Origin of the sequence: Pontibacter sp. H249 (genome assembly GCF_037892465.1) — a bacterium.
GTDB lineage: Bacteria > Bacteroidota > Bacteroidia > Cytophagales > Hymenobacteraceae > Pontibacter.
Genome location: NZ_JBBKTR010000011.1, coordinates 119,764 through 143,547, shown reverse-complemented (window position 1 = coordinate 143,547; position 23,784 = coordinate 119,764). Strand labels below are relative to the sequence as shown.

Sequence of the window (23,784 nt, the reverse complement as noted above, 5' to 3'; positions counted from 1 at the left end):
AGGCTCTCAGCCGAAGCATAGGGTATACATCTTGTAGGCAATCTGGTTTCTGCTCTTTAACTAAAAGTAGGCACAGTAATCAGTTGTAGTAATGGTGTAAGTTATACTCCCTTCTCTCTTACCTTTTCCAATACATAGGAAATCTTTGCACCATCGTAAAAGCGGTAGTTCATTTCAACAAAGCCATACTTTGGGTGAAAATAGAAGTCGAGATAGCTGTTACCTAATTTGCTGTGCTTGCCAACAGAGCGAATAAGCCAACAATTTTCAAGAGTAAGGCTTCCATATGTTCTTGTTTCCTGCCGTACTGCCTGATAGTGATTGTCTACCTTCCCTTTGAATGCACCCCAGCTCATCATAATCAGTAAGGCATTATTCCACTCTCCTCCTGCTTTCAGTGAATCCTGCATAACCTTTGGGAATGGTGCTATCTCGGTGTAGTTATACTGGTTACTCCTAATTGGATGCATCCAGACTTGGTGCTCGTCCTCTATAGCGCCAGTAGTTTCAGCATCTATCCAAACGTAGCTCTTCGGCTTCTTCTTTTTCTTAGACTGCGGGTTTATATAGGAGAGAAAAGTAAGCGAATCTTTGGGCGTGTTATTGTATTGGATTTCAAAGGCAGTTTGGGTTTTATCGTACTTCCACGGCTGCCCATTAGGTTGAAGCGTTATCTGTTCTTTGGACAAAGTATCGCCTGAGGGACTTATGAAAGTAGCTTGATAAGAGTAGTTACGGTTGGGGCTGAAGATGACTAAACTATCTGTTACAGATGTTTGAAGGATACTCAGCAAACTCAATAGGTAAACAATCGTTAGTTGCATAGCTTAGGGTAGAGTAAAAATAATATTTAAGATTATATACTCGTATGATTTTCAAGATAATCAGATTATACTTTCAGGCTTTATAACTTAAACCACTATTACTTCTACACATGTTGTGCAGTCGGCTTTTTTCATTTCTTCTCTTCAAACCACTTCACAATGGAAGGCATATTTCGTTCAAATCCACCCGGAATGAAAAAGTTTAAAATCCCTGTTTTTTGGTCGGTTTTGTTTTTAAAATCGTGAATGGTTTTAGCTGGAATTCTGATAAATGTTCCTTTTGCTGCGTCCAACCATTTTTCTCCGATTAGTATGGAAGTCGTACCATCAAGAACATAAAATACTTCATCATTCTCTTCGTGTTGGTGTGCACCTGGTCCGTCAGATTTTGGTTCCAACCACCATTCCGAAATACTATATTTTTCTTGGGTTTCGTTTTCGTCTGCTTTGAAAATTGCCGTCATTGTCCCACAGTTATACACTCGTCCTTGTCCTTTTTCCAGTATTAGTGGGTCTGCGTGGTTGTTTTTATGTTCCATTTTAATTTATTCCGTATACACTAATTTTAAAAATTCGATTTATCCGTTGAGTTATTTTTAGCTGCGGCACAACGGTTTGGCTATGGTGCGTTTATGCACTATAGCTGGTGTTGGGCTTAGTTGTTCTACTATTCTTTCTACACCTGTAGTATTAATACTTAATCAAGGTCGTTTTTCTTGTCCTTTTTTTGCAGCTTTTGCTAATAACTAAAAATACAGAGCTAAATACTTAATATCCATTCTTGTTTTAACTTCGTATTTTTTCAAATAGGTCAAGTTCCATGTTACATCTTGAGTTGTAACGAATTGTTTGTCGAACTTAAAGTTGCTGCCCAAACCAGCAGTAAACTCTGTATTGTCAAATGTAGCTACACCCGTGAATACCAAAACATTTTTAATATTTTCCTTCTTTACTAACTCTTGTAGTTGAAGAGATATCAGTTCTGCTTCTGTTTGCTGAACTACTATCGTTTCTTTTTCACATGAGAATTGAGGTAGCGTAGCCGAAATCAACAAGATTAATGTCAGTAATTTCTTCATAAATTTTCTTTTATAAATTATTAATTGAATTATGCCCAACTACTGTATATACGTCACTATGACGTTTATCTGCACTATGTGCGTAAGTGGTTTTGCTGGTTTTGTAGCTGATTTCCAGGTAAGCATATAGTATATACACAATACAAGATACTATTAAAGAACGTACATGACAAGTCTCTTGCCTGGTTATTTAAAGCTGTGTTTAATGTGTCGCAATCCAATGGGTTGCAGCATGGTCCGATGCTGCAGTGGTAGGGATAGGAATATCTAGGTGTCACTCGTAAAGCAGTCAGAAAACCTATAATCGTATTATGAAACGTTTAGTTGCGTTTATAAACGTTTAACTGCGGATATAAAAAAGTCGCTGCCCGGTTAACCGGGCAGCGACTTTATACTTTTAGTTATTGTTAAATAGTTATCGTTAAAATTAAGCCTCTTTCCACTTGATAGTGCAGCCAATGGCTTTGGTGCTTGGCTGGCTAACGGCTTTGTTGGCTACAAGCTCATCCAGGGCAGCCTCGGCATACTTTTTCTCTACTTTAGAGGCGTAGCGGGAGTAGTTGTTTATGGTTGCTTCTCCTTGGTTACATAAGTATAAATACCATCACGTGTTTTGGCTGGCACCATATTAAAGCAAATGCTATTACAGTCTATCCAAGCCACAGCTTTTCGGGTAAAATTTGGGTAGGTGGCATTTTTTTGCCAAATTCGAAGGCCTCTAAGAGGCTGGTAGCATAGGAGAACCTTCCGCTTCTGCGCTGCTGCACCAAACAATACCAACCTTTTTATGACTGAACTTCAGAAGAAAAAATCAGGAGTAGACAAATTCCTGTCGGTAGTGGAGCGCATAGGCAATGCCCTGCCGCACCCTGCTACGCTATTTGCCGGCTTTGCTTTGCTCGTTGTTATCTTGTCGTGGGTGGCTAGCCAGTTCGATTTGGCCGTTGTGCACCCAGGTACCGGCGAAACAGTAACACCAGTTAACCTGCTATCTGCAGAAGGCCTGCACATGATCCTGACACGTATGGTTACCAACTTTACAGGCTTTGCGCCATTGGGTACAGTGCTGGTCTCTTTGCTGGGTATTGGCATTGCCGAGGGCACAGGCCTGATTGGAGCGGTACTGCGTTTGGTGGTGCTTTCGTCGCCGAAGCGTTTGCTTACTTTTGTTATTGTATTTTCTGGGGTAATCTCTAACACAGCCTCTGAGGTTGGTTACGTGTTGCTGGTGCCACTGGCAGCGGTTATTTTCCTGGCAGCTGGTCGCCATCCGCTGGCTGGCCTGGCTGCGGCATTTGCAGGCGTATCAGGTGGCTACAGTGCCAACCTGCTGTTAGGTACCATTGATCCGCTTTTGGCAGGCTTATCTACAGAGGCGGCCCGTATTATTGATCCAAACTATACCGTAAATCCAGCGGCAAACTATTACTTCATGTTCGCGTCTACCTTTATTGTGGCTGGCTTAGGTACTTGGGTAACAGAAAAAATTGTAATACCGAGGCTGGGCGAGTATGAGGGCGATGAGAAACCGCAAACAATAGATCGCCTAACCCCACAAGAGAAGCGCGGTATACTTTACGCTACCATTGCTATACTTTTGATGGTTGCTTTTATACTTGGCGGCTTAATCCCGGAAAACGGTTACCTGCGTAACCCGGAGACTGGTGATATCCTGAACTCACCGTTTATGTCGGGTATTGTAGCCTTTATTTTCCTGCTGGCTGGTATTGCGGGTATTGCCTATGGTGTGGGTGCCAAAACCATCAGAAACGACAGCGATGTAATGCGCGGTATGGCTAAGTCTATGGAAACGCTGGGCTCTTATATCGTTCTGGTATTCTTTGCTGCCCAGTTTGTGGCATACTTTAACTGGACTAACTTAGGGCTTATACTTGCCATCAATGGTGCCGATGCCCTTAAAACGATGGGTTTAAGTGGCATCCCTTTGATGATCATGTTTATACTTGTGGCAGCCTCTATTAACATGGTTATGGGGTCGGCTTCTGCGAAGTGGGCTATTATGGCGCCGGTGTTTATACCAATGTTTATGCTACTGGGCTACACACCAGAATTTACACAGGTAGCTTATCGTATTGGCGATAGCGTTACTAACATCATTTCTCCGATGATGTCATACTTCGCCCTGATTGTAGCCTTTATCCAGCGCTACGATAAAAAAGCCGGTATCGGTACGGTTATTTCTACCATGCTGCCATACTCTATCGTTTTCCTGATCGGTTGGGTAATCATGTTCATCATCTGGATTCTGCTAGATCTTCCGATAGGCCCTGGAGCAAACTTATACATGCCGTAATAAAGCTTAAATCCTATAGAAAGCGCCTGAGCAGCAATGTTCAGGCGCTTTTGTTTTAGACCTGGATGTGCGGAAGAGAGAGAGATTTATCTTCTGTAATGGACTCATACAATGTTGCTCCTGCCTGGGCAATTCTAGTAGGTTTAGCGATGAAAGTATACTGCGCCTGCACGTTGGTACATAAAGTATAGCTGTTCGTCCTGTAGCTATGGTTAATAATGTTAAAACAAATTACCTTTAGTCTAAAGCAGCGCATCAAATTATGAAAAGGCTTAAGAAAGAAGTATGGTTACACGTGTTGGTCTGGCTGATCGGCTACATACTTTTTGTTAGTCCCTTCACGAACATTACCATGTACCATTTTGAGGGGGAAGATGGTTCTATTATACTTCCTGCCCTTGCCTGGATGTGCTTTAACCTGGTGCTGTTTTATGTAAATGCGCTGGTGCTGTTGCCAAAGTATAAACGGCACCGCAGCCTTACCCTGTTTGCTATCCAGCTGCTGCTGCTGTTTGTAGGTGTTACAACGCTCGAGATACTGTTTGACGCAGTGCTCTTAACCACCCTGTGGCCCGATATTTATACTTTCCGCGATAGCTTGTCTGTGGTGCCTAATCTGATCATGAACCTGCTGGTGCTGGTGCTGTCTTTTTCGTACAGGTTTTTAAAAGATTGGGTAGAGCATGAGCGCAGGGAACGGCAACTGGTACAGGAAAAACTGGAAGCCGAACTGAAGTACCTGAAAGCCCAAATTAACCCGCACTTCTTGTTTAACACCTTAAACAACCTGTTTTCGATGGCCCGCCGTGAGCAGGCGCACGGTACAGCTGCCAGCGTTGCTAAACTGGCCCACCTGATGCGCTACACCTTGCACGACAGTAACCTGCCGCTGGTTGAGCTGGAAAAAGACATCAAGCACATGGAAGATTACATAGCTCTGCAAATGCTGCGCTTACCCGATAAAGGCGTGGACATTAAGCTTGAGAAGAAAGGAGATTGGGAAAGGGTGCAGGTGCCGCCTATGTTGCTGATTACGTTGGTAGAGAATGCTTTTAAACACGGTATCAGCTACCAGCAGCCCTCGTTTATACACATGGAGCTGGATGTGCAGGGTAAAGAACTCAACTTCAGCGTTAAAAACAGCATGCACCGCCGCGAGGAAAGTATGCCTGAGAACGCCTCTGGTATTGGTCTGGAAAATATGCGCCGAAGGCTGGCTTTGCTGTACCCCAACCGCCACGAACTGCATACCCAGGAAAAGGAGCATACTTTTCTTACACAATTACACATCCATTTAAATTAAAAGACTATGATACGCTGTGTGGTAGTAGACGACGAGCCGATGGCACTGGAGGTGCTGGAAGATTACATACGTATGGCACCAAACCTTACGCTGCAGCAGTCGTTCAGCAACAGCCTGGAGGCACTGGCTTACCTGCAAAGTAATGAGGTAGACCTGCTCTTTCTCGATATAAACATGCCCGACCTTTCGGGGATACAGCTGCTGAAAGCAGTAAGTAAGCCGCCACTGGTTGTATTTACCACAGCTTACTCAGAATATGCCGTTAAAAGCTATGAGTTGGATGCTGTAGACTACCTGCTTAAGCCAATCGAGTTTGACAGGTTTATGAAGGCAGTTAATAAGGCTGCGGAGCAGCTGCAATCTAAATCTGGAGTAGTTGCAAACGGGGCAACTGCAAAAGATGAGGCAAGCGTAGCCAAAGACTACATTTTCATAAAAAGTGGTTATCAGCTGATCAAAATAAAACTGGATGCCATACTTTACGTGGAAGCTGACAAAAACTACGTATCGTTTGTTACTCCTGAAAAAAAGATATTGGCCCTGATGCCGCTAAGCGAGGTAATGCAAATGCTGCCTCCTGAAGCTTTTTACCGCATTCATAAATCATACATTGTAGCGCTGCAGCACATTGAGGCCATAGACCGGCAACATGTAAACCTGCACAAGCAGCAGCTGCCCATCGGTAAAACCTATGTGGCAGATTTCTTTAAACTATTAAATCAAGGAATCTAAAGGATACCAGCAGTAAGGCGGGTGGTGTAAAACAACAAAGGCCACATCAGAAGACGTGACCTTTGCGTTAAGCGGGTTCTTACTTATATCTCACCTTAAACAAGAATACCCATTGCACTTTAGATGCGGTACAAATGTAAAGGTTTAATAATGCTGTGAAATTTTATTATACAAAGCACTGTAATTGCTATACAACCACCGTTAAAACACAGACGAATATGCTGTGTTATACTGTTCTATTTATACTTAACGCGGATTTGGTACAGGCACCAGTTCCACATTGCCGCCAAACGCCTGCTCAATGTTCTTGCGGGCTGCAAACCTGTGGTTAGCTCCCATAACAAAAATAAGTTTTTTACCAGGGTTCTGCCTGATGGTTTCTATGATATGCTTACCAATGTGCTCGTCGCGCTGGCGGTTAAAGCTGGTGTAGTTCTCGTATGGCAAGCCTTTCATCATGGCATCCATCTGGTTGTAAAAAATTTAGGAGGTAAGTTCGTAATGGCCTGAGTTGTTAAATTGAGCTGGTGTGCTGGTGCTGGCAAGTTCTCCCATTTTTTTAACCAATACAGCAATCATCGCCATTTTGTCCGTTAATGTGGTGTCGGCATTCATCTGGCGCTCCAGCAGCTTTACTTTTGATAACTCTTTGTTGGCTCCTTTAAAAGCATCGGGTGTTAAAAGTTTACCAGTCGCCTCTTGTCCATACCAGTCAAAACCCACTAGTTTTTCTTTTGGAAACATTACCGTTATCTGGCGCATCTCCAGCGGGTACACCTGTTTCAGATAATTGGTGTCCTGGGCAATATCTTCCGGCCTGATTTCTACGCCAATCACATCGGGGTTATACTTCCGGATGATCTCGTACACATCGCTGTAAGTATAGTTAGGGTTGGTTTTGTGATAGCCATGTAATGTCGCCAACAGCATTACCTGTGTTTTGCCGGTTTCAGGTTGTGGTGCAGGGTTAAATATGGTGCTGGTGGTGGCGCAGCCAAAAGATAGCAACAGGAGGGTAGCGGCAAGTATAGTTTTATACTTCATCATAGGGCGTGGCATTTTCGTTTATCAGCTTTTCATCGGCATAAAGTATAGCGGTGGCCTCTATCTCTACTAATAGGTCAGGGTTTATCAGGGCACTTACTTCTACCATTGTAGAGGCAGGTTTTATACTTTTAAAGAACTCACCGTGCGCGCGACCTACCTCTTCCCATTGGCTGATGTTGGTTACATAGATGCGCGTACGCACCACATTGCTTAAGGAGGCTCCGGCTTGCGCTAGCGCCTTTTCAATTTTTTGCAGTGCATACTTCGCCTGCTCGTAAGGGTTGCCTTTGCCAACAACCTCATCACCGTTAGTGGCGGTGGTGCCGGCTACCTCAATGGTGTTGCCTACACGCACGGCGCGGCTGTAGCCCACAATATCTTCCCAAACGGCACCGGAAGAAATGTTTTGTCTTTTCATAGAGTATGAGTTAGAGAGTTTGGGAGTTTAAAAGTTAGAGAGTTAACTTGATAAATTTAGGGTTCAGAAATTTAACATTCCGGCCATTAAACTATCGCTTAAACGTTTAACAGCATAAATATAGAAAATCTATACTTTGTTAGTATAAATTGCAGCGCATCTATACTTTGTTTCCGTATACTTCTGTCTTATTTTCTAATCTGAATTAATAATTCGTAATTCGTAAATATTAATTTGTAATACCCCACCAGATGCGCCTTAGAACTAAACCTGTGCTTTGCAACTACTACGTTACTTACCGCTGTAACGCAAAGTGCTCGTTCTGCGACATCTGGGAAAAGCCCTCTCCCTATATTACCCTGGAGGATGTGCGCCAAAACCTGCTTGACCTGAAAAAGCTGGGCGTGCAGGTAATAGACTTTACCGGAGGCGAACCGCTTTTGCACCGCCAGATAGACCAGATGCTGGGCATGGCGCACGATATGGGGTTTGTAACTACGCTTACCACCAACGGTTTGCTTTATCCAAAGCTGGCAGAGCGCCTAAAAGGTAAAGTAGATATGCTGCACTTCTCTCTTGATTCTGCCGATAAAACCGAGCACGACACTAGCCGAGGTGTTGCCTGCTACGATTTTGTGATGGAGTCTATTGAGGTGGCGAAGCGACTGGGGGAGAAACCAGATATACTTTTCACAGTTTTTAAGAACAATCTACATCAGCTGGAGGAGGTGTATCAGAAAATTATACTTCCGAATAAGTTGGTGCTCATCATTAACCCAGCCTTCGAGTACAACCAGGTAGAAACCGGAGAGCAGCTAACAGAGCAGGAACTTGATTACCTAACTACGTTTGGCAAGCGCAAACAAGTATACCTGAACGAGGGCTTTATTCAGCTGCGCCGCGATGGCGGAAATCATACTTCCAATCCTGTCTGCAAAGCCGCCAGCACCACCCTGGTTATTTCCCCTGAAAACGAACTGGTGCTGCCGTGTTACCACCTGGGCGCTAAAAGCTTTCCAATACAAGGCCACCTGCATAGTTTATACTTAAGCCAAGAAGTAGAGTCGCTAAAACAGCAGGAGGGAAGACTGCCTGAATGCGAAGGCTGCACCATTAACTGCTACATGCAACCCAGCTTTGCCGTAGAGCTTAACAAGTACTTCTGGAAAGCGCTGCCCAGTACAATAAAGTATAACTACCTGAAAGGCACGTGGAAAAGGTTGATTGTTGGTTGATAATTGTTGATTGTTGTACGAATGAGAATAACCAGTAAGTGTGAATCAGAAGTATAGCAAAAGACGAGCATTAGGCAAAACAACCATTATCTTTGCAGAAACAACAATTAAGCAGTTTAACAATCAATAATTAAGTTTATGCCAGTTATACTTCCGGTTAAAGGAATAAAGCCGCAGATGGGGGATAATTGCTTTTTAGCGCCTAACGCCACTATTGTAGGAGATGTAGTTATGGGCAGCAACTGCTCGGTGTGGTTTAATGCCGTTATCCGTGGCGATGTGAACAGCATCCGCATTGGAGATAAAACCAACATTCAGGATGGCGCCGTGATCCATTGCACTTACGAAAAGGCAGCTACCACTATTGGCAGCAATGTGTCTGTAGGGCATAACGCGATTGTGCACGGCTGTACTGTGGAAGATAATGTGCTGATAGGTATGGGCTCTATTGTGATGGATAATGCGCTGGTGCAGAAGAACTGTATTGTGGCGGCTGGTGCCATTGTGCTGGAGAATACCGTGTGTGAGTCGGGATGGATTTATGCAGGTATACCGGCTAAAAAAGTGAAACAGCTAAGCGAGGAGCAGATTGCTGGCCTGGATAAAGTAGCCAACAACTACGTGCTGTACAGCAGCTGGTTTACCGGCCAGTAAAATTACTCTCTCAAGTGTTGTTGCACCAGCTGCTGCAGCGCCTGTAGCTTTTCATCCGGAAGCTCCTGCTGCAGTTGCTCAAAAAACACACGTTCTTCATGGCGTATGTGCTGCTCCAGGAGTTTTCCTATTTTGTGCAACTTGTCTGGTAACTCTGTCTGGGTAGCGTCAGGTAAGGCAAGTATGAGGCTCTCCAGGAGCTGATGTTGCTCTTGCAGCTGTTTGGTTTGTTGTGCCAGCTCTCCCGATACTTGCGGTGCAAGCCTGAATACAGTATTCTCCTCCAGTTTGAAGTGCGGTAGCAGGTGCTGCTCTAAAAAGGTTAACGTATAATCCCGCTTAGCTTCCGGTGTGGTGGGCATGCCCTTATAAGGCGGAGCGCCGCGCTGCAGCAACCTTGCCGTTAGCAGCCCGCTGTGGTGCTGCCTCGATATGGGTGCTATACTTTCGTGGCGCTTCATACGGTGCTAGCTTATCTCGTCGCGTGCTTCTTCTATTACTGTCAGCAACACCCACTCTACGCGGCGGTCTGATTTTTCGAGCACACGCACATCGTACTGGTTAAAGCTGGTCATTTCGTTTAGGTTCTCCGGAATATGGCCGTAAATCACGTTCATTAATCCGCCTACGGTTTCATAATCTTCGCCCTGCGGTAATGGGTATGGCAGGTAATCGTTGGCATCGGTAATAGAGGCGGAGCCGTTTACTTTATACTCAAAATCGTTAATTCGCTCTACGATTGGCGCTTCCTCATCGTACTCGTCCTGTATCTCGCCTACTAGTTCCTCTATTATATCCTCAATGGTTACAATACCTGATACCCCACCAAATTCATCGGTGGCTATGGCCATGTGCATGTGGCGGCGCTGGAATTGCTTCAGCAGCAGGTTTATTTTCTTGGTTTCCGGTACAAAGTAGGCTGGGCGCATCAGCGCTTCAATATTGATAGGCTTACCCAGGCGCATAATGCTTAGGATATCTTTTACATAAAGTATACCTACAATATTATCGATGTTGCCATTGTATACCGGCAGTCGGGAGTAGCCTTCGTTAAAGATCACTTCCATCAGCTCCTCTTCCGGTATGTTCACATCAATAGCAGTCATTTTGGTACGCGGCACCAGGATTTGCTTTACCATGCGCTCATTAAACTGAAATACATTTTCAATCAGCTCATGGTGGCTGTCTTGCAGGGCTCCTCCCTCCGCACTTTGCTCAAACAGCAGTCTTAACTCTTCTGCAGAGTGCACTTCTGCGCCATGTACGGGGCTTATGCCCATAGCACGTAGCACCAGGTTGGCAAACCCGTTCAGAAGCCAAATAAATGGACTAAATACAACATAGAAAAAACGAAGCGGATAAGATACTGCCAGTGCTGTTGATTCGGAACGCTGTATAGCCAGCGATTTTGGCGCCAGTTCGCCAAACACAATGTGTAAGACTGTGATGATGGCAAAAGAAACAGGCAGCGCTATAGTATGCGCCAATGCCTCGCCACCGCTAAAGCCAAAAAAGTTCATCACATTTATAACCATCTGGGAAACCACGCTTTCGCCAATCCAACCCAATCCGAGGGAGGCAAGCGTAATACCCAGCTGCGTAGCCGAAAGGTAAGCATCCAAGTGGGTAATCATGCGCTGTGCCATCTTGGCCATCGCGTTGCCAGATTGTGCACGAAGCTCAATCTGCGACGATCTAACCTTAACAATAGCAAACTCTGCGGCCACAAAGAATCCGTTTAGCAGAACCAGAAAAACAGTTATAAATATGTCTAGAATCATAGTTGTGTGCTCAGCTATTTAAGCAAGCAGTAAAATTAAGGTAAAATACGTGCTTGTGCTACGAGAGTAGATACTAAATCAAGTATATATTTAAACCTTTATATGTAGATATTGCTGTTAAGATAGGGTTTTCGGATCGATTATAAAACAAAAAGGTACCGGGAGGCACCTTTTTGTTTTAAGATACTTAACAGCAATTCAGAGGGCCATTTGCTTTTGGAACGCTTCTGCGTTGTTAAATAACTCACTAACGTTATCCTGAGACAGGCGTGGTAGAAAAATTTTTTTTGCCTCTGCCTCAGAGATTAATTTGTAAGTATCTGCTGTAAAAGTATCCTGGAAGGGATTGCAGAAAGAATAAATGTATTCATCAGAGTACGTTCTGTAGACGAGATGAAAATTATGCTTTTCATCACGAACAAGTTTCATAGCTTTAAATGCATTGCTGTATTCCTTGCCACATTCTGTTCGTAAAGACAGTCCATGCTGTATATCCGCGATATTTTTCATTCTAGGTGGTAAAATTACAATTATTCTTTATCTAATTATACAATAAACCTTCCTTAAAGATTCCTTACTTTATAAAAGTAATGCAGTGATGTCCGCTAAAGTTATAATTTCGAGTGTGTATAAGCGTTATTCTAATGCCAATGATACTTAATTTATTTTTTATAGTATGAATACGGGTTATATAGTAATATGGTTGTATTTTAATATTAAAATTTAATAATTTTTTGTGATAATTACAATGATTTATAAACCTTTTTTTATGTGGAAATGCAGTGAATTTAGGTAAAGCAGCATCTGGGGCAATGGAGGCGAATATATTTCTGCATAAATTGTACAATATTTCAAACTAGTAATTCAGATTTAGTCTAAGATTTATTTTATGGATTTAGAATGACGCTATTCAGAGTATATTAAAGTGCGCTGAGGAGACTGTGGCGGTTGTTTATCTGAAAGGGCAAAACTGTAAAATGCTTCCGGACAAAATTTCATACTTTTGTAATGCAAAATATGAACACAAGAGCATCTGTAGCTGGTTTTATAGTAAGAGTGGCTGCATTCATTTATACTATCACCCATGATTAAACATTTAGTTGTAAAACAACTGCTGGCAACTTTCCTGTTTTTGTTATTAACAGTTGCCTTGGCACAGGCGCAGGTACTAAAGCCTGCTAGCTGGAGCTACGACGTGTCTAAAAAGCAGGTAACCGTAGGCGAGGAGGTAGAGCTGGTATTTAATGTACGCATTGACAAAGATTGGTACCTGTACTCTTCTGACTTTGATCCAGATCTGGGGCCTATGGTTACAGAGTTTAAATTTCAGAAGCACCCATCCTACGAACTGGTAGGTAAAATCAAGCCGATTAACCCGAAGAAAAAGTATGACGACCTGTGGGAGGGAGAGTATACCTACTTTGTAGGTACTGCTCAATTCCGCCAAAAAATACGCGTGCTAAAGCCAGAGCTACAGGTAAAAGGGACCTACGAGTACCAGGTATGTACCGATGTAGATGGACGCTGCATCCCGTTTGATGACGACTTTGCTTTTACAAACAAACAGATAACGGTAAGCGGTGTGGCTGCACCGGCAAGTAAGACTGGAGCTGCAGTAGAAACACAGACAGGTGCAAAACAGGAGGCGCTAAATAAAAGGCAGGAACCATTGTCGCCTGCATTTGGAGCCGATGAAGTTACAACTACCCTAAGCGATACTGCTGCCAGTGAGGAGACGTCTGAAGACACAACTGCTATAACTGCCACAAACCCTGACGAAGCCTCCGAAGCTGTACCATCTGTAATATCGGAGCCTGTTGCTGAGGAAGAAGCTGACGGGCTTTGGTCGTTTATGCTGATTGCGTTTGTGTTCGGTTTAGGTGCTCTGTTAACACCCTGTGTGTTCCCGATGATACCCATGACGGTGAGCTTTTTTACAGGTAACAGTGATAACCGTGGGCAGGCAATTTTTAAAGCACTGGTTTACGGTGTGTCTATTATTGCTATTTATACTTTGGTAGGTACGGTAGTAGCCAAATTGTTCGGCGCAGATGGAGCTAACTTTATCAGTACACACTGGTTTCCGAACCTGCTGTTCTTTGCTGTTTTCATCATTTTCGCCATGTCATTCTTCGGGTTGTTTGAGATAACGCTGCCAAGTTCTTTTTTAACCAAGGTAGATGCACAGGCCGACAGGGGCGGATTGCTGGGAGTTTTCTTTATGTCGCTTACGTTGGTGCTTGTATCGTTTTCGTGCACCGGCCCGATAGTAGGAAGTATACTTGTTGCCTCAGCTGGCGGCGAAACATTACGGCCTGTAGTGGGCATGTTCGGATTTTCGCTTGCTTTTGCCTTACCATTTACTTTATTCGCTATTTTTCCATCGTGGCTAAGCAGTTTGCCAAAATCTGGTGGATGGCTTAACTCTGTTAAAGTGGTGCTGGGCTTCATTGAGTTGGCACTGGCGCTTAAATTCCTGAGCGTTGCCGACCAGGTGTATCACTGGGGCATTCTGGACCGCGAAGTGTATTTAGCTTTATGGATCGTGATCTTTACCCTAATGGGCTTTTACCTGTTGGGTAAGCTTAAGTTCTCACACGATTCTGACCTACCATACTTAAGCGTAACGCGCTTGTTCTTTGCTATAGCAACGTTTGGCTTTGTAGTGTATCTTATACCTGGTATGTTCGGGGCACCTCTTAAAGCACTTTCAGGTTACCTGCCACCGCAGACTACCCAAGACTTTGATATTAATAAGATTATAAGGCAAAACACAGGTGGTACAGCAGTAGCTAGTGCAGCAAACCAATTATGCGAGCAGCCAAAATATGCTGATTTTTTACATTTACCCCACGGCTTGCAAGGCTATTTTGATTTAGAGCAGGCTAAGAAATGTGCTGCAGAGCAGGGCAAGCCAATCTTTATAGATTTTACCGGCCACGGCTGCGTTAACTGCCGCGAAATGGAGCAGAATGTATGGTCGGACCCGGAAGTGCTAAAACGTTTGCGCGAGGACTATGTAATTGCGGCACTTTATGTTGATGACCGAACTGAACTGGCGGAGTCGGAGAAATATATTAGTGCGTATGATGGCAAGGAGAAAGCAACCATAGGTAAAAAGTATGCCGATTACCAGATTACTAAGTTTAACGTAAATGCCCAGCCATACTATGTGCTGATGGACGAGAACGAGAACGTGCTGGTTAAGCCAACGGCTTACGATTTAGATGTAGATAACTTTGTGGAGTTTCTGGATGCAGGGGTGGCTGCCTACAAAGCAAAAAAGCAGGTAGCGCAGCAGTAAGCTTCAGGTAAAGTATAAAGTATAAATCCTTGCTGTGGCTATGCGCTACGGCAGGGATTTATACTTTATTGGGTATTTTGGTCAGGCAGATCAGGATGTGCGTGCTGTTGCAGCAGGTATACTATAAGCTAAAGAACTTGTGGAGAGTTTCAGAAAAAACGCCTGAATTCCTTATATTCATAAAAATATATAGATAATAAACTACCTCAGAATGAAAACATACGCAATGTTACTTATATGGCTTATTGCCTTGCCAACGGTTGGCATTGCGCAACAATCACCTTTTAGTGGTGCCTTCGAGCGGTTTACGGATGCCAAGGGAAACCTAAACTACGTGGCACCTTTAAAATATTTACAGGATAACGAGGCCTCATTTGATAAATGGGCTTACGAGCAGGCGTTTGCTACTTATCAATCTTTTGTAGGGGCAACAGATAACACAAAAAATAGCTTCCTGCTTGATAAAGGCTTAGAAGGTAATGTGCAATTAGCTGATCCGTTTGCTGTAATTATGTCTAAAGCCAGGAATGCATCTCTAATTCTCTTGAACGAGGCACATCATGTGCCGGCGCATCGGGCTTTTGCGGCTACAATGTTAGACTCTCTTTATGCTGCTGGATATACTATACTTTCTCTGGAGGCACTGTCAGAAGAAGATACAGCGGTTAATAGCCGTAAATATCCTGTGGCTTCATCTGGGTTTTATACGAGAGAGCCTGTGTTTGCAAACTTTATCAGAGCTGCCCTTGCTAAAGGCTTCAAAGTAGTAGGACACGAAATCAGGAGCAATCAGGAAAAGCAACTCTCGGATCCTGTAGCAAGATCTAATTACCGGGACTCACTGCAGGCTGTCAATTTGCTGGCTACTAGTAAAGCAAACCCACAAGCTAAAGTATTTGGATATGTAGGGTATGATCATATTCTGGAAAAAGAGCGGGATAAGTATAAAAGATTAGGTGCTTACTTACAGGAGGCAAACGTGGATGCCCTTACCATTGACCAAGTTACGACCTGCAGCTGCGCTAAAGTTAATTCGCCTGCAGTCTTGACTTCTGATGGCGCAAATCCTGTCACGATCGGAGCTAAGAAAGGCTATGTAGATATACAGGTGGTACACCCGCCTGTGGCATTAGCAGGAGGCAGACCACACTGGTTAATAAACACCCAAACTAAAAAAGCTACCTGGGTGCAGGTACCACGTCAATACAAAGGCAAAAAGGTACTTGTCCAAGTATACAATAAAACCGAATTTGAAGCAGAGGGTGAGCGAGCAATACCTGTAGATCAGTTTCTAGTAGACGATAACCAGAGTCGCGTGCGGGTTATGGTGCCAGAAACTTTAAAGCAAACACGGGTACAATTTAAATTATTTGAGTAGAGAGCTTTCAGGATGTACAAAGTATACAGTAAAGTGTGCTGTAGGTCCTGTAAAACAGAAAGCCCTGCCGTCTCAGGCAGGGCTTTCTGTTTTAAGATAAATATAGTTTATTTCGCTTCGTTATAGCGGCGTGTTACCTCATCCCAGTTAACCACATTCCAGAAAGCGTTGATGTAGTCCGGACGACGGTTCTGGTAGTTTAGGTAGTACGCATGCTCCCACACATCAAGGCCTAAGATCGGCTGCCCGCCACATCCTTCAGCAAACGACATCAGTGTGTTGTCCTGGTTAGGAGTAGAGCAGATTTCCAGCTTTCCGTCTTTTACGCAAAGCCAAGCCCAGCCAGAACCAAAACGAGTAGCCGCAGCAGCGTTAAACTTCTCTTTCATCTGGTCAAAAGAGCCAAAAGCAGAATTGATTGCATCAGCTATCTCGCCAGACGGCTGGCCGCCACCATTCGGAGAAAGCACCGTCCAGAACAGGTTGTGGTTATAGTAACCGCCACCATTGTTACGAACAGCTTTGTTGTCTTCTTTAACATTGCGCATAATCTCTTCGATGCTCATGTTCTCCATGTCAGTGCCTGCGATAGCCTTGTTCAGGTTATCAGTGTAAGCCTGGTGGTGTTTTGTATGGTGGATTTCCATGGTGCGCGCATCGATGTGCGGCTCCAGAGCATCGTAAGCATAAGGTAGTTTCGGAAGTTCGAAAGCCATAGTTTTATGTATGTTTATATGTGAAAAATATGTGCCGTACAAAAGTGTTAAGGTGTACGTCTTGGTATCAAAGTTAGTTAATTTCTTTTACCCGCAAAGAAGCTCGACATCAGCTCGGCACACTCCTGCGCCATAATGCCACTTACCATCTCTGTTTTAGGGTGCAGCAAATTACCTACACGTCTATAACCACGCTTCGGCTCAGATGTTCCGAACACCACTCTTTTTAACTGAGCCCAATAGCTGGCACCGGCGCACATTACACAAGGTTCCACGGTTACGTAAAGGGTACACTCGTTCAGGTACTTGTTGCCCAGGTATTCAGCTGCTGCGGTAAGAGCCAACATTTCGGCGTGTGCCGTTACATCGTTTAGTTTCTCGGTCTGGTTATAGGCTTTGGCTATGATGCGGTTATTGGCCACCACCACAGCACCTATCGGAATCTCTCCTTCCTCAAATGCCTGCTGCGCCTGCACAAATGCCTGCTGCATAAAATGCTCGTCGCTGTGTATCGATAAAAATTCTGTTGCCATAAGTGCAAAGGTATAAGTTATGGTGGTTTAGAAAAGCTATACTTTGGCTGAGAAGGTAAGTATGAGCTTTAAGAGACTAAGGTATGTATAGGTTACAGTACAATGTCTTCAACTTAAAGTGAGTAAAACAGCAATTGTGTCATCTAGACCTTCGGGAGAGATCTTTATAGAATTCTTTCAGGACTAATCTTGAATAGATTTCTCACAGAATTCGAAATCACAGTTTCGTCTCAAGCTGACGGCATTGTATTGCTACCTATACCTACAGAAGACGTAATCTCTATTGAATCTCAATTCAACAAAAAAGCCTCCCTTTTGCAAGAGAGGCTTTCCTGAAGTATGATTTACAGAATCTATACTTTTATCCTGATGGAGCTCATGATTTCACGCATGGCTGGCTGCCAGTCGTTTTTAAGTACAAATGGTGCATGCATGGTAAAGATCATCAGCTGGTTACCTTTTATAGTATACTGTATGATGCTATACTTCTGAACAGGAGCCAGGTTAGTAGTGCCACGCTCATCGGCTACTTTCGATACGAACTCGAACACAATGTACTGCTCACCTTTAATATCAACGATCTCTTCACGAATAAAGTCAACATCTGTAAACTTCTCCAGCAGGTTGGCTTTGTAAAACTCCTGCAACATGTTCAGGTCCTGGGCGCGGAACTGTGAGCGCTTTTGTGTTACGCTAAAATCTACCTGGCCATTAGGGCTGGTGTAAACAGCAAGTGGTTTGGTAGTGGCAGGATAATGGCGTGCAATTCCATCGTCGGGCATCGGGGTGAAATCACGTGGCAGCATAACAGATATCTCTTTGCTGATTTGTGTCTTCTTTAGCTTGGTTTGGCCGAAAGTGGCCCCTGCCAGCAGGATAATTACTAAAAAGGTTAAATAACGCATGTTCATGGGTGTAGTGGGGGCAAAGCTATAAAATTATTGGCTATAATGATTTAAACTGCTTGTTTTGGTGCAATTACTTTGCCAAAGTACCTAACGCAGAAACTGGTTTTAAAATTCCAGGGACACATCCAGATGTTAAGTTTGCCGTTATACTTTAAGAGTAAAAGAACAGAAGTATAACTACAACTAAATGAGTAAATACTATGCTAGAAAACATCATAAACCAGGTTAAGGGGCAACTTACCGGAGAGTTGCAGAATAAGTTTCAGCTACAGCCAGACACAGCTAATAAGTCCGTGGACCTGGCAAAAGACAATATAATGGAGGAAGTAAAAAGCCGCGCCTCCAGCGGAGACATGAGTGGCATCATGAACATGCTAAAGGGTGGACAGGGAACTGCAGCAGGAGCAGCTGGCGGAAATGACATGATCAGCAAGTATGTAAGCGACCTTACTTCTAAGTTAGGCATACCAGAAAATATAGCCAAGCAAGTGGCACCATTTGCCATAAACTTTATCACACAGAAAATCTCAGGGAAAATGGCCTCTGACAATCTGGGGCAGTCTGATATTTTGGGAGGCCTGGTAGGAGGAAAGCTAAAGGATACGCTCGGCAAAGGGCTTGGCGATAAGCTGGGAGGCATGTTTAAGTAAAGCCAGCTGAGGGAAAGTATAAAAACAAAGAAGCCATACCCAAGAGGTATGGCTTCTTTTTGACGTCACGTAGATTTTTAGTGCGCAAGGCAATTCTTACTTACATCTCACCTTAAACAAGCTTGCCTTATTGCTAGTGCTGATCAGCTTTCTAGCAATGTCTTTGTATTATCTGAAGGGTTTCGGTCTATCAGTATATTATATGGATCTATGCCTGCCTTGGCCGGTTTCTTATCCACTACAAACTCAAATGTGTTTTGGCCAGACTTTAACTTATGCTTTTTAAGGTAAAGCGGCTGGTCCTGCCAATGACCGTTAACTTTCTCTCGAGCCATTACGCCTATATCAATCCAGTCGTTCACAACGGCTTCGGTTTCAGAACCTAAACTGTCGGCATAAAGTTTCTTAGAGTCTACAGTAAAAGTAACTTTATACTTCCCGTTTTTAAGTTTCTCGTATTTTCCTTCTGTAGTCTTGTTTTCGTAAAGGGTGATGTTTTCGAACATGTCCTTTACAAGGTACTGCAGGGTATCCGGAACGGCGGCGCGAATATACTGCATAAATTCAACAGAATTAGTATATGGTGCTTGCTGGAAGGCAACTTTTTTTATGTAGCTCTGCAGAGCGTTGTTCAGCTTGTCTTCACCAATGTAATCTGCCAGGGCATACATCACTACGCTGCCTTTGCGGTAATGAATGTATGGCTGATTTTCCACTAAGTATAAAGGCATTTCCTTTTTGCGTTCTGCTGTGCGGCCTGTTAGGTAGGAGTTCATTTCATACTTCAGGAACTTGTTCATGCGCTCCTCGCCATATTCGTGCTTCATCACCATCAGGGCGCTGTACTGGCTCATGGTTTCCGACATCAGCACCGAACCCTGCACATTACCGCCGATAACCTGGTGCGCCCACCACTGGTGCGCTACCTCGTGTGCCGTTACGTAGAATGGGTAATCAATTTCTTCAGGGTTGTTATCATCTACATCAGCAATAAATCCGATAGACTCGGAGAACGGAATAGTGTTTGGGAAAGCCTGTGCGAAAGAAGAATAACCCGGGAACTCCAGAATGCGAACCTGGCGGTGCTGGTACGGGCTAAAGTTCTGGGTAAAGTAATCCAGCGACTTCTTTACACCCTTTATCATGCGATCCAGGTTATAGGTGTGGTCTTTATGGTAGTAAATCTCAATGGCTACTTCTTTTCCGTCTTTGCCCACCCATTTATCTTTTTTAACAGCATAATCTGCCGACAGGAAAGAATAGAAATTGAGGATCGGGGCATCCATTTTGTAATGGAAGTAGCGGCGGCCGTCTTTTGTCCATTCTTTTTGTAAATAACCTGGTGCAATGGCGATCTGTTCCGGAACAGTGCTTACAGTTGCCTCAAAGTTTATCCAATCGGCTTCGTTGCTGATGTAGGTGTTCTTACGTGCTTTGTCATCGTTCACATCGGCCATACGTGGTTTTGGTGCCAGGCCATGTTCTTTTCTCACATCATCCTGGCTAAGCTCAAAGTTGCTCTGGTAGCCAATTTTAGGCAGATATTGGCTGTTTATGAAGGTGCCGTTGTACACGATGCCTGTGTTAGAGCCGCTGTTTCTGAAGCCTTTTGTCTCGAATAGCAGGTCTAAGTTCAGTTGTAGCGAATCGCCGGGTTGGAGTGGCTGCGCCAGCTGGTAAATGTAATAGCTTTTGTCTTTGTCCTCTAGCACCAACTTTGCTTCCTTCGTAAAGGCTAGTTTTTTTATCTCAACCTCATCGCTCAGCATCATATGGATGGAGTCGATAGGCTGGGTGTGCTTGTTTTTAAGCCAGAAATAGCCATTAAATGCAAAGGCACGCTCTTCCGGGTAAATATCTACATTAAGGTTTACATCTGTAATGCGCGGCTGCGGAATGCCATCATACTTTTTATAGGTTTTCTCAAACTCCGCCTGCTGCAGCTCCTGATCATCGGAGGTTCGGTATTTGTTCAGGATGTTGGTGTTGTGGTAAATGTAGCCGCCTGTAACCATAAAGATGGCCATTGCTGCACCTGTCATGGCCATAGTTGGTCTTGTTAGCTGTAAAGCAGCCAGCTTAAAGCGCCACTTTATCATAGACTCTGTGCCACGCAGCCACAGCATGTTAGCTAGTATGGCAAGTAAAATGGCAAAGGCTCCCCAGTAAATCTTAAACACCGAGAAAGGCCATACAAAATGCCCATAGCCATTCATAGCTGAATAAGTAATTCCAGGATCAGAAGTATAGCTGTACAAGTTATGCTCCCAACCCAGCTGGCCTTTAAAGATGTTCATCAGGTAGTAAACCACCATCACAAAGTGGCCCAGGTATTTGTTGTTCACGATTACCTGCACCAGCATGGCCAGCACGCACAGCAGCAGGTAGTCTACCAGCTGTATACCAAATAGTCCCTTTGCATATACATCCAGTTCGTAGCTGTAGTAGCCTTTAAACGTTTGGATGATGATGCCACAGAGCATGATCACGACCAGAAGCGTAACCTGCACCAGCATCAGAGCCAGCAGCTTAGAAGCAAACGGCACCCAGTTAGGAATAGGCAGCGCATCGTAAATCTGGTTTATTTTGTTGTCACGCTCACGCCAGGCCAGTTCGCCGGCATAAAACGTAATGATGATCAGGAAGAAAAGGGCAAAGGTGCCGCTCAGGATCTGCACCATCTGTGACGTTACCGGAAACGTAGTGGTATCATACATTTTGCCTACCTGAGAGCCAGAAACGAATAGGAAAATAACGCCGGCTACCATAATAGCCAAAAAGTATGGGCTTTTAATTACACCTTTAAACTCGAGCTTCGTGAGTTTCAGGAACTGCTGCCAGCTCAGTTTAAAGGAGAATTGTTGCCTCACCTTAGGCAGGTGCAGTCGCTCAGAAGGTACAAAGGCACCGGCAGCTTCTTCGCCGTTGCGTCTGCGGAACAGTTTTACACCTACATTGGCAAACGAGAAGCTAAAGCGGAAATAGCAGAAAGCAAGCAGTGCAAGTCCGATACCGGTCCAAAGGGCACGGTTTGCCAGCACATATTCACTAAACGGCAGCATTAGGGTATTTCGCTCTGCGGTTGTCCAGTAACGCTGTGTATAGTAAATGGCAGATGCACCCATCGGGTCGAGCAGGTTCGCTATGGTTTCATTATCCAAGTCGTTGGTTAAGCTGCTGGACACACCGTAAAGTACCAAAAATATTACTCCGCCAACATAAATAGAAAGTGCACTGCGGGTAAGTGTGGCAAGGGTAAAGAAAATGGCCCCGGTAAGTATAAGGTTCGGGATAATAATGGTGAGATATGGCTGCAGGTACCACATCAGGTTAAATGGCCCAATCTTGTCCGGCTCTACCCATGGCATTACCGTGCCTGCCCAGGCACCCACTGCCACGCCTAAGAACACGAGCAGTGTAATCAGGAAAGACCCTAAAAAGCGGCCAAATAAATAGCCCGCCTTGCTGATAGGGGTGGTGTAGTATAGGGAATGCGTTTTGTGCTCGAAATCCCGAAAAATAGGTGTACCCATCATAGCGGAAGTTACTAATACACCAAACCAACTCAACAGCGTCACGATCCAGTTGATCTGGTAAGGTGAGTTGGCGTATACTTTGCCACCGCTGGCATCGCCTATTATCACGCTGGCGCCAAACGCTCCCGCCAGTCCCAGCATCGCCAGGAAAGCCATCAGGAATAACAGGCCAAAGTATATGTAAGTAGCAGGGCGCTTTAACCTGTACTTTAGCTCGAAAAGAAATATCTCTTTAAACATCTTCTTAATAATTATGAATGATGAATTAATTCATGTCGTTTAACACGTAGCGAAGTCATCTTATCCGCTATTGTCCGTTCACTCTTAGCCCCTCCCATAGGTAGAGATGAGTAAATTATCAGCAGGAAAGGATATTCTTAATTCAGAACTGCAACGGCAGGCGCTGCCTTCTCCCGCAAGCTTGCTTCGTGTATCTTGCTGAAGTATACATCTTCCAGGTCTGGAGCAACGGCCTCGAACTCAGGAGATGGCTGTACATCTGAGAGCACATGAATGATTGTTTTGCCGGCAAACAGGCGCGATGATATAACTTCGTGCTGCAGTTGGTGCTGTACCAGTTCGTCTTTGTTGATGAATTTGCGCCAGATGCGGCCTTTCAGGTTATCGATTACCTGTAGCGGATCACCCTCAAGCAGCACCTCGCCTTTGTTAATTATGGCAAAGTTGCGGCAGAGGTCTGTTACGTCTTCTACAATGTGGGTGGAAAGTATAACGATAATGTTCTCACCGATCTCGCTAAGCAAATTATGGAAGCGGTTGCGCTCCGCAGGGTCGAGGCCGGCGGTTGGTTCGTCTACAATAATGATCTGAGGGTTGCCCAGCAAAGCCTGTGCAATGCCAAAGCGTTGTTTCATGCCTCCGGAATAGCCACCTAAGTTCTTCTTGCGCACATCGTACAGGTTAGTTTGCTGTAGCAGTGCTTTTACCACCTCGTTACGTTCTTTCGTATTGCTAATGCCTTTCAGCACGGCAAAATGCTCTAGCATTTCTTCGGCAGATACTTTTGGGTAAACTCCGAACTCCTGTGGCAGGTAGCCTAACACTTTCCGCATTTCCTCTTTCTGGCGTAGCACATCTAGGTCGCCTAGCATAATGCTGCCAGTGTCGGCTTCCTGCAAAGTGGCAATGGTGCGCATCAACGAGGACTTACCTGCACCGTTGGGCCCAAGCAAACCAAACATACCTTTAGGAATGGTCAGGTTGATGTTCTTTAAAGCCTTTGTGCCATTAGGATATGTTTTGGAGAGGTTTTGAATGACTAATTCCATAGGTATAGTTTGTTTTAGGTGAAACTTACTAATAATCAATTAAATAATTCTTAGTAAACATTCAAAATAAACTATACAAATGA

The 23,784-nt window shown here is 44.3% G+C and carries 23 protein-coding genes; 8 read left to right on the top strand and 15 right to left on the bottom strand.

Annotated features, from left to right (window positions below; genetic code table 11):
* Window positions 1-101 precede the first annotated feature (101 nt).
* The 3 genes from WG943_RS14420 to WG943_RS14410 all read right to left on the bottom strand — a co-directional run bounded on the left by WG943_RS14420 (window position 102) and on the right by WG943_RS14410 (window position 1,903).
* Entirely contained in the window at window positions 102-824 is a 723-nt protein-coding gene (locus WG943_RS14420; protein WP_340410074.1) for a hypothetical protein, read from the bottom strand.
* A 131-nt stretch (window positions 825-955) separates the two neighbouring features.
* Window positions 956-1,363: a cupin domain-containing protein gene (locus WG943_RS14415; protein ID WP_340410072.1), complete on the bottom strand. Its 408-nt coding sequence runs from the start codon at window positions 1,361-1,363 to the stop codon at window positions 956-958.
* Window positions 1,364-1,570: 207 nt separating this feature from the next.
* Window positions 1,571-1,903, bottom strand: a complete 333-nt coding sequence (locus WG943_RS14410) for a hypothetical protein (protein WP_340410070.1) — start codon at window positions 1,901-1,903, stop codon at window positions 1,571-1,573.
* A gap of 787 nt (window positions 1,904-2,690) precedes the next feature.
* Between WG943_RS14410 and WG943_RS14405 the strand changes: the two genes are divergently transcribed.
* Entirely contained in the window at window positions 2,691-4,217 is a 1,527-nt protein-coding gene (locus tag WG943_RS14405) for an AbgT family transporter (protein ID WP_340410069.1), read from the top strand.
* A 55-nt stretch (window positions 4,218-4,272) separates the two neighbouring features.
* Here WG943_RS14405 and WG943_RS14400 read toward each other — a convergent pair whose 3' ends face one another.
* Window positions 4,273-4,473, bottom strand: coding sequence for a hypothetical protein (locus WG943_RS14400; protein ID WP_340410068.1), 201 nt, complete (start codon window positions 4,471-4,473; stop codon window positions 4,273-4,275).
* 6 nt (window positions 4,474-4,479) lie between these two features.
* Here WG943_RS14400 and WG943_RS14395 point away from each other — a divergent pair, with 6 nt between their 5' ends.
* Together WG943_RS14395 and WG943_RS14390 are read left to right on the top strand one after the other, a co-directional pair.
* Window positions 4,480-5,520, top strand: a complete 1,041-nt coding sequence (locus WG943_RS14395) for a sensor histidine kinase (protein WP_340410066.1) — start codon at window positions 4,480-4,482, stop codon at window positions 5,518-5,520.
* A gap of 6 nt (window positions 5,521-5,526) precedes the next feature.
* Window positions 5,527-6,252: a LytR/AlgR family response regulator transcription factor gene (locus tag WG943_RS14390; RefSeq protein ID WP_340410064.1), complete on the top strand. Its 726-nt coding sequence runs from the start codon at window positions 5,527-5,529 to the stop codon at window positions 6,250-6,252.
* A 246-nt stretch (window positions 6,253-6,498) separates the two neighbouring features.
* Here the strand turns inward: WG943_RS14390 and WG943_RS14385 are convergent, their stop codons facing one another.
* From WG943_RS14385 to WG943_RS14375, 3 genes are read right to left on the bottom strand one after another with little or no spacing between them, the layout of a single operon-like run.
* Complete coding sequence (locus WG943_RS14385) at window positions 6,499-6,711, bottom strand: hypothetical protein (RefSeq protein ID WP_340410062.1); 213 nt, start codon at window positions 6,709-6,711, stop codon at window positions 6,499-6,501.
* A gap of 24 nt (window positions 6,712-6,735) precedes the next feature.
* The gene (locus WG943_RS14380; RefSeq protein WP_340410060.1) at window positions 6,736-7,299 is read right to left on the bottom strand and encodes a hypothetical protein; all 564 of its coding nucleotides are present in this window, start codon (window positions 7,297-7,299) and stop codon (window positions 6,736-6,738) included.
* Window positions 7,286-7,717, bottom strand: coding sequence for a RidA family protein (locus WG943_RS14375; protein WP_340410059.1), 432 nt, complete (start codon window positions 7,715-7,717; stop codon window positions 7,286-7,288). The genes WG943_RS14380 and WG943_RS14375 overlap by 14 nt, the downstream gene beginning before the upstream one ends.
* Window positions 7,718-7,968: 251 nt before the next feature.
* Between WG943_RS14375 and WG943_RS14370 the strand changes: the two genes are divergently transcribed.
* Complete coding sequence (locus WG943_RS14370) at window positions 7,969-8,952, top strand: radical SAM protein (protein ID WP_340410057.1); 984 nt, start codon at window positions 7,969-7,971, stop codon at window positions 8,950-8,952.
* Window positions 8,953-9,090: 138 nt separating this feature from the next.
* Window positions 9,091-9,606, top strand: coding sequence for a gamma carbonic anhydrase family protein (locus WG943_RS14365; protein ID WP_340410055.1), 516 nt, complete (start codon window positions 9,091-9,093; stop codon window positions 9,604-9,606).
* 2 nt (window positions 9,607-9,608) lie between these two features.
* Here the strand turns inward: WG943_RS14365 and WG943_RS14360 are convergent, their stop codons facing one another.
* The 3 genes from WG943_RS14360 to WG943_RS14350 all read right to left on the bottom strand — a co-directional run bounded on the left by WG943_RS14360 (window position 9,609) and on the right by WG943_RS14350 (window position 11,816).
* Window positions 9,609-10,067 carry a hemerythrin domain-containing protein gene (locus tag WG943_RS14360; protein ID WP_340410053.1) on the bottom strand — a complete coding sequence of 153 codons (459 nt, stop codon included), beginning with the start codon at window positions 10,065-10,067 and terminating at the stop codon, window positions 9,609-9,611.
* A gap of 6 nt (window positions 10,068-10,073) precedes the next feature.
* Window positions 10,074-11,387, bottom strand: a complete 1,314-nt coding sequence (locus tag WG943_RS14355; protein ID WP_340410051.1) for a hemolysin family protein — start codon at window positions 11,385-11,387, stop codon at window positions 10,074-10,076.
* A gap of 198 nt (window positions 11,388-11,585) precedes the next feature.
* On the bottom strand, window positions 11,586-11,816 hold the full coding sequence (locus WG943_RS14350; RefSeq protein ID WP_340410049.1) for a hypothetical protein: 231 nt from the start codon (window positions 11,814-11,816) through the stop codon (window positions 11,586-11,588).
* Between the two features lie 655 nt (window positions 11,817-12,471).
* On the opposite strand from WG943_RS14350, the gene WG943_RS14345 reads away from it, so the two are divergent.
* Together WG943_RS14345 and WG943_RS14340 are read left to right on the top strand one after the other, a co-directional pair.
* The gene (locus tag WG943_RS14345; protein WP_340410047.1) at window positions 12,472-14,691 is read left to right on the top strand and encodes a protein-disulfide reductase DsbD family protein; all 2,220 of its coding nucleotides are present in this window, start codon (window positions 12,472-12,474) and stop codon (window positions 14,689-14,691) included.
* Between the two features lie 211 nt (window positions 14,692-14,902).
* On the top strand, window positions 14,903-16,069 hold the full coding sequence (locus WG943_RS14340; protein WP_340410045.1) for a hypothetical protein: 1,167 nt from the start codon (window positions 14,903-14,905) through the stop codon (window positions 16,067-16,069).
* A 107-nt stretch (window positions 16,070-16,176) separates the two neighbouring features.
* Here the strand turns inward: WG943_RS14340 and WG943_RS14335 are convergent, their stop codons facing one another.
* From WG943_RS14335 to WG943_RS14325, 3 genes are all read right to left on the bottom strand, one after another.
* The gene (locus WG943_RS14335) at window positions 16,177-16,785 is read right to left on the bottom strand and encodes a superoxide dismutase (RefSeq protein WP_340410043.1); all 609 of its coding nucleotides are present in this window, start codon (window positions 16,783-16,785) and stop codon (window positions 16,177-16,179) included.
* 77 nt (window positions 16,786-16,862) lie between these two features.
* Window positions 16,863-17,318, bottom strand: coding sequence for a nucleoside deaminase (locus WG943_RS14330; RefSeq protein ID WP_340410041.1), 456 nt, complete (start codon window positions 17,316-17,318; stop codon window positions 16,863-16,865).
* A gap of 353 nt (window positions 17,319-17,671) precedes the next feature.
* Window positions 17,672-18,229 carry a hypothetical protein gene (locus WG943_RS14325; protein WP_340410039.1) on the bottom strand — a complete coding sequence of 186 codons (558 nt, stop codon included), beginning with the start codon at window positions 18,227-18,229 and terminating at the stop codon, window positions 17,672-17,674.
* A gap of 197 nt (window positions 18,230-18,426) precedes the next feature.
* Between WG943_RS14325 and WG943_RS14320 the strand changes: the two genes are divergently transcribed.
* Window positions 18,427-18,876 (top strand): hypothetical protein, encoded by a 450-nt coding sequence (locus WG943_RS14320; protein WP_340410037.1) that lies wholly within the window; start codon window positions 18,427-18,429, stop codon window positions 18,874-18,876.
* 143 nt (window positions 18,877-19,019) lie between these two features.
* On the opposite strand, the gene WG943_RS14315 is transcribed toward WG943_RS14320, so the two are convergent.
* Together WG943_RS14315 and WG943_RS14310 are read right to left on the bottom strand one after the other, a co-directional pair.
* Complete coding sequence (locus WG943_RS14315) at window positions 19,020-22,652, bottom strand: ABC transporter permease/M1 family aminopeptidase (RefSeq protein WP_340410036.1); 3,633 nt, start codon at window positions 22,650-22,652, stop codon at window positions 19,020-19,022.
* A 137-nt stretch (window positions 22,653-22,789) separates the two neighbouring features.
* Entirely contained in the window at window positions 22,790-23,701 is a 912-nt protein-coding gene (locus WG943_RS14310) for an ABC transporter ATP-binding protein (protein WP_340410035.1), read from the bottom strand.
* Window positions 23,702-23,784: the final 83 nt, after the last annotated feature.

What these genes read in the sequence shown, in the direction of transcription:
- WG943_RS14420 (WP_340410074.1), bottom strand. Translation starts at nt 824, where the DNA reads ATGCAACTAACGATTGTTTACCTATTGAGTTTGCTGAGTATCCTTCAA.
- WG943_RS14415 (WP_340410072.1), bottom strand. Translation starts at nt 1,363, where the DNA reads ATGGAACATAAAAACAACCACGCAGACCCACTAATACTGGAAAAAGGA.
- WG943_RS14410 (WP_340410070.1), bottom strand. Translation starts at nt 1,903, where the DNA reads ATGAAGAAATTACTGACATTAATCTTGTTGATTTCGGCTACGCTACCT.
- WG943_RS14405 (WP_340410069.1), top strand. Translation starts at nt 2,691, where the DNA reads ATGACTGAACTTCAGAAGAAAAAATCAGGAGTAGACAAATTCCTGTCG.
- WG943_RS14400 (WP_340410068.1), bottom strand. Translation starts at nt 4,473, where the DNA reads ATGCGCTGCTTTAGACTAAAGGTAATTTGTTTTAACATTATTAACCAT.
- WG943_RS14395 (WP_340410066.1), top strand. Translation starts at nt 4,480, where the DNA reads ATGAAAAGGCTTAAGAAAGAAGTATGGTTACACGTGTTGGTCTGGCTG.
- WG943_RS14390 (WP_340410064.1), top strand. Translation starts at nt 5,527, where the DNA reads ATGATACGCTGTGTGGTAGTAGACGACGAGCCGATGGCACTGGAGGTG.
- WG943_RS14385 (WP_340410062.1), bottom strand. Translation starts at nt 6,711, where the DNA reads ATGATGAAAGGCTTGCCATACGAGAACTACACCAGCTTTAACCGCCAG.
- WG943_RS14380 (WP_340410060.1), bottom strand. Translation starts at nt 7,299, where the DNA reads ATGATGAAGTATAAAACTATACTTGCCGCTACCCTCCTGTTGCTATCT.
- WG943_RS14375 (WP_340410059.1), bottom strand. Translation starts at nt 7,717, where the DNA reads ATGAAAAGACAAAACATTTCTTCCGGTGCCGTTTGGGAAGATATTGTG.
- WG943_RS14370 (WP_340410057.1), top strand. Translation starts at nt 7,969, where the DNA reads ATGCGCCTTAGAACTAAACCTGTGCTTTGCAACTACTACGTTACTTAC.
- WG943_RS14365 (WP_340410055.1), top strand. Translation starts at nt 9,091, where the DNA reads ATGCCAGTTATACTTCCGGTTAAAGGAATAAAGCCGCAGATGGGGGAT.
- WG943_RS14360 (WP_340410053.1), bottom strand. Translation starts at nt 10,067, where the DNA reads ATGAAGCGCCACGAAAGTATAGCACCCATATCGAGGCAGCACCACAGC.
- WG943_RS14355 (WP_340410051.1), bottom strand. Translation starts at nt 11,387, where the DNA reads ATGATTCTAGACATATTTATAACTGTTTTTCTGGTTCTGCTAAACGGA.
- WG943_RS14350 (WP_340410049.1), bottom strand. Translation starts at nt 11,816, where the DNA reads ATGAAACTTGTTCGTGATGAAAAGCATAATTTTCATCTCGTCTACAGA.
- WG943_RS14345 (WP_340410047.1), top strand. Translation starts at nt 12,472, where the DNA reads ATGATTAAACATTTAGTTGTAAAACAACTGCTGGCAACTTTCCTGTTT.
- WG943_RS14340 (WP_340410045.1), top strand. Translation starts at nt 14,903, where the DNA reads ATGAAAACATACGCAATGTTACTTATATGGCTTATTGCCTTGCCAACG.
- WG943_RS14335 (WP_340410043.1), bottom strand. Translation starts at nt 16,785, where the DNA reads ATGGCTTTCGAACTTCCGAAACTACCTTATGCTTACGATGCTCTGGAG.
- WG943_RS14330 (WP_340410041.1), bottom strand. Translation starts at nt 17,318, where the DNA reads ATGGCAACAGAATTTTTATCGATACACAGCGACGAGCATTTTATGCAG.
- WG943_RS14325 (WP_340410039.1), bottom strand. Translation starts at nt 18,229, where the DNA reads ATGAACATGCGTTATTTAACCTTTTTAGTAATTATCCTGCTGGCAGGG.
- WG943_RS14320 (WP_340410037.1), top strand. Translation starts at nt 18,427, where the DNA reads ATGCTAGAAAACATCATAAACCAGGTTAAGGGGCAACTTACCGGAGAG.
- WG943_RS14315 (WP_340410036.1), bottom strand. Translation starts at nt 22,652, where the DNA reads ATGTTTAAAGAGATATTTCTTTTCGAGCTAAAGTACAGGTTAAAGCGC.
- WG943_RS14310 (WP_340410035.1), bottom strand. Translation starts at nt 23,701, where the DNA reads ATGGAATTAGTCATTCAAAACCTCTCCAAAACATATCCTAATGGCACA.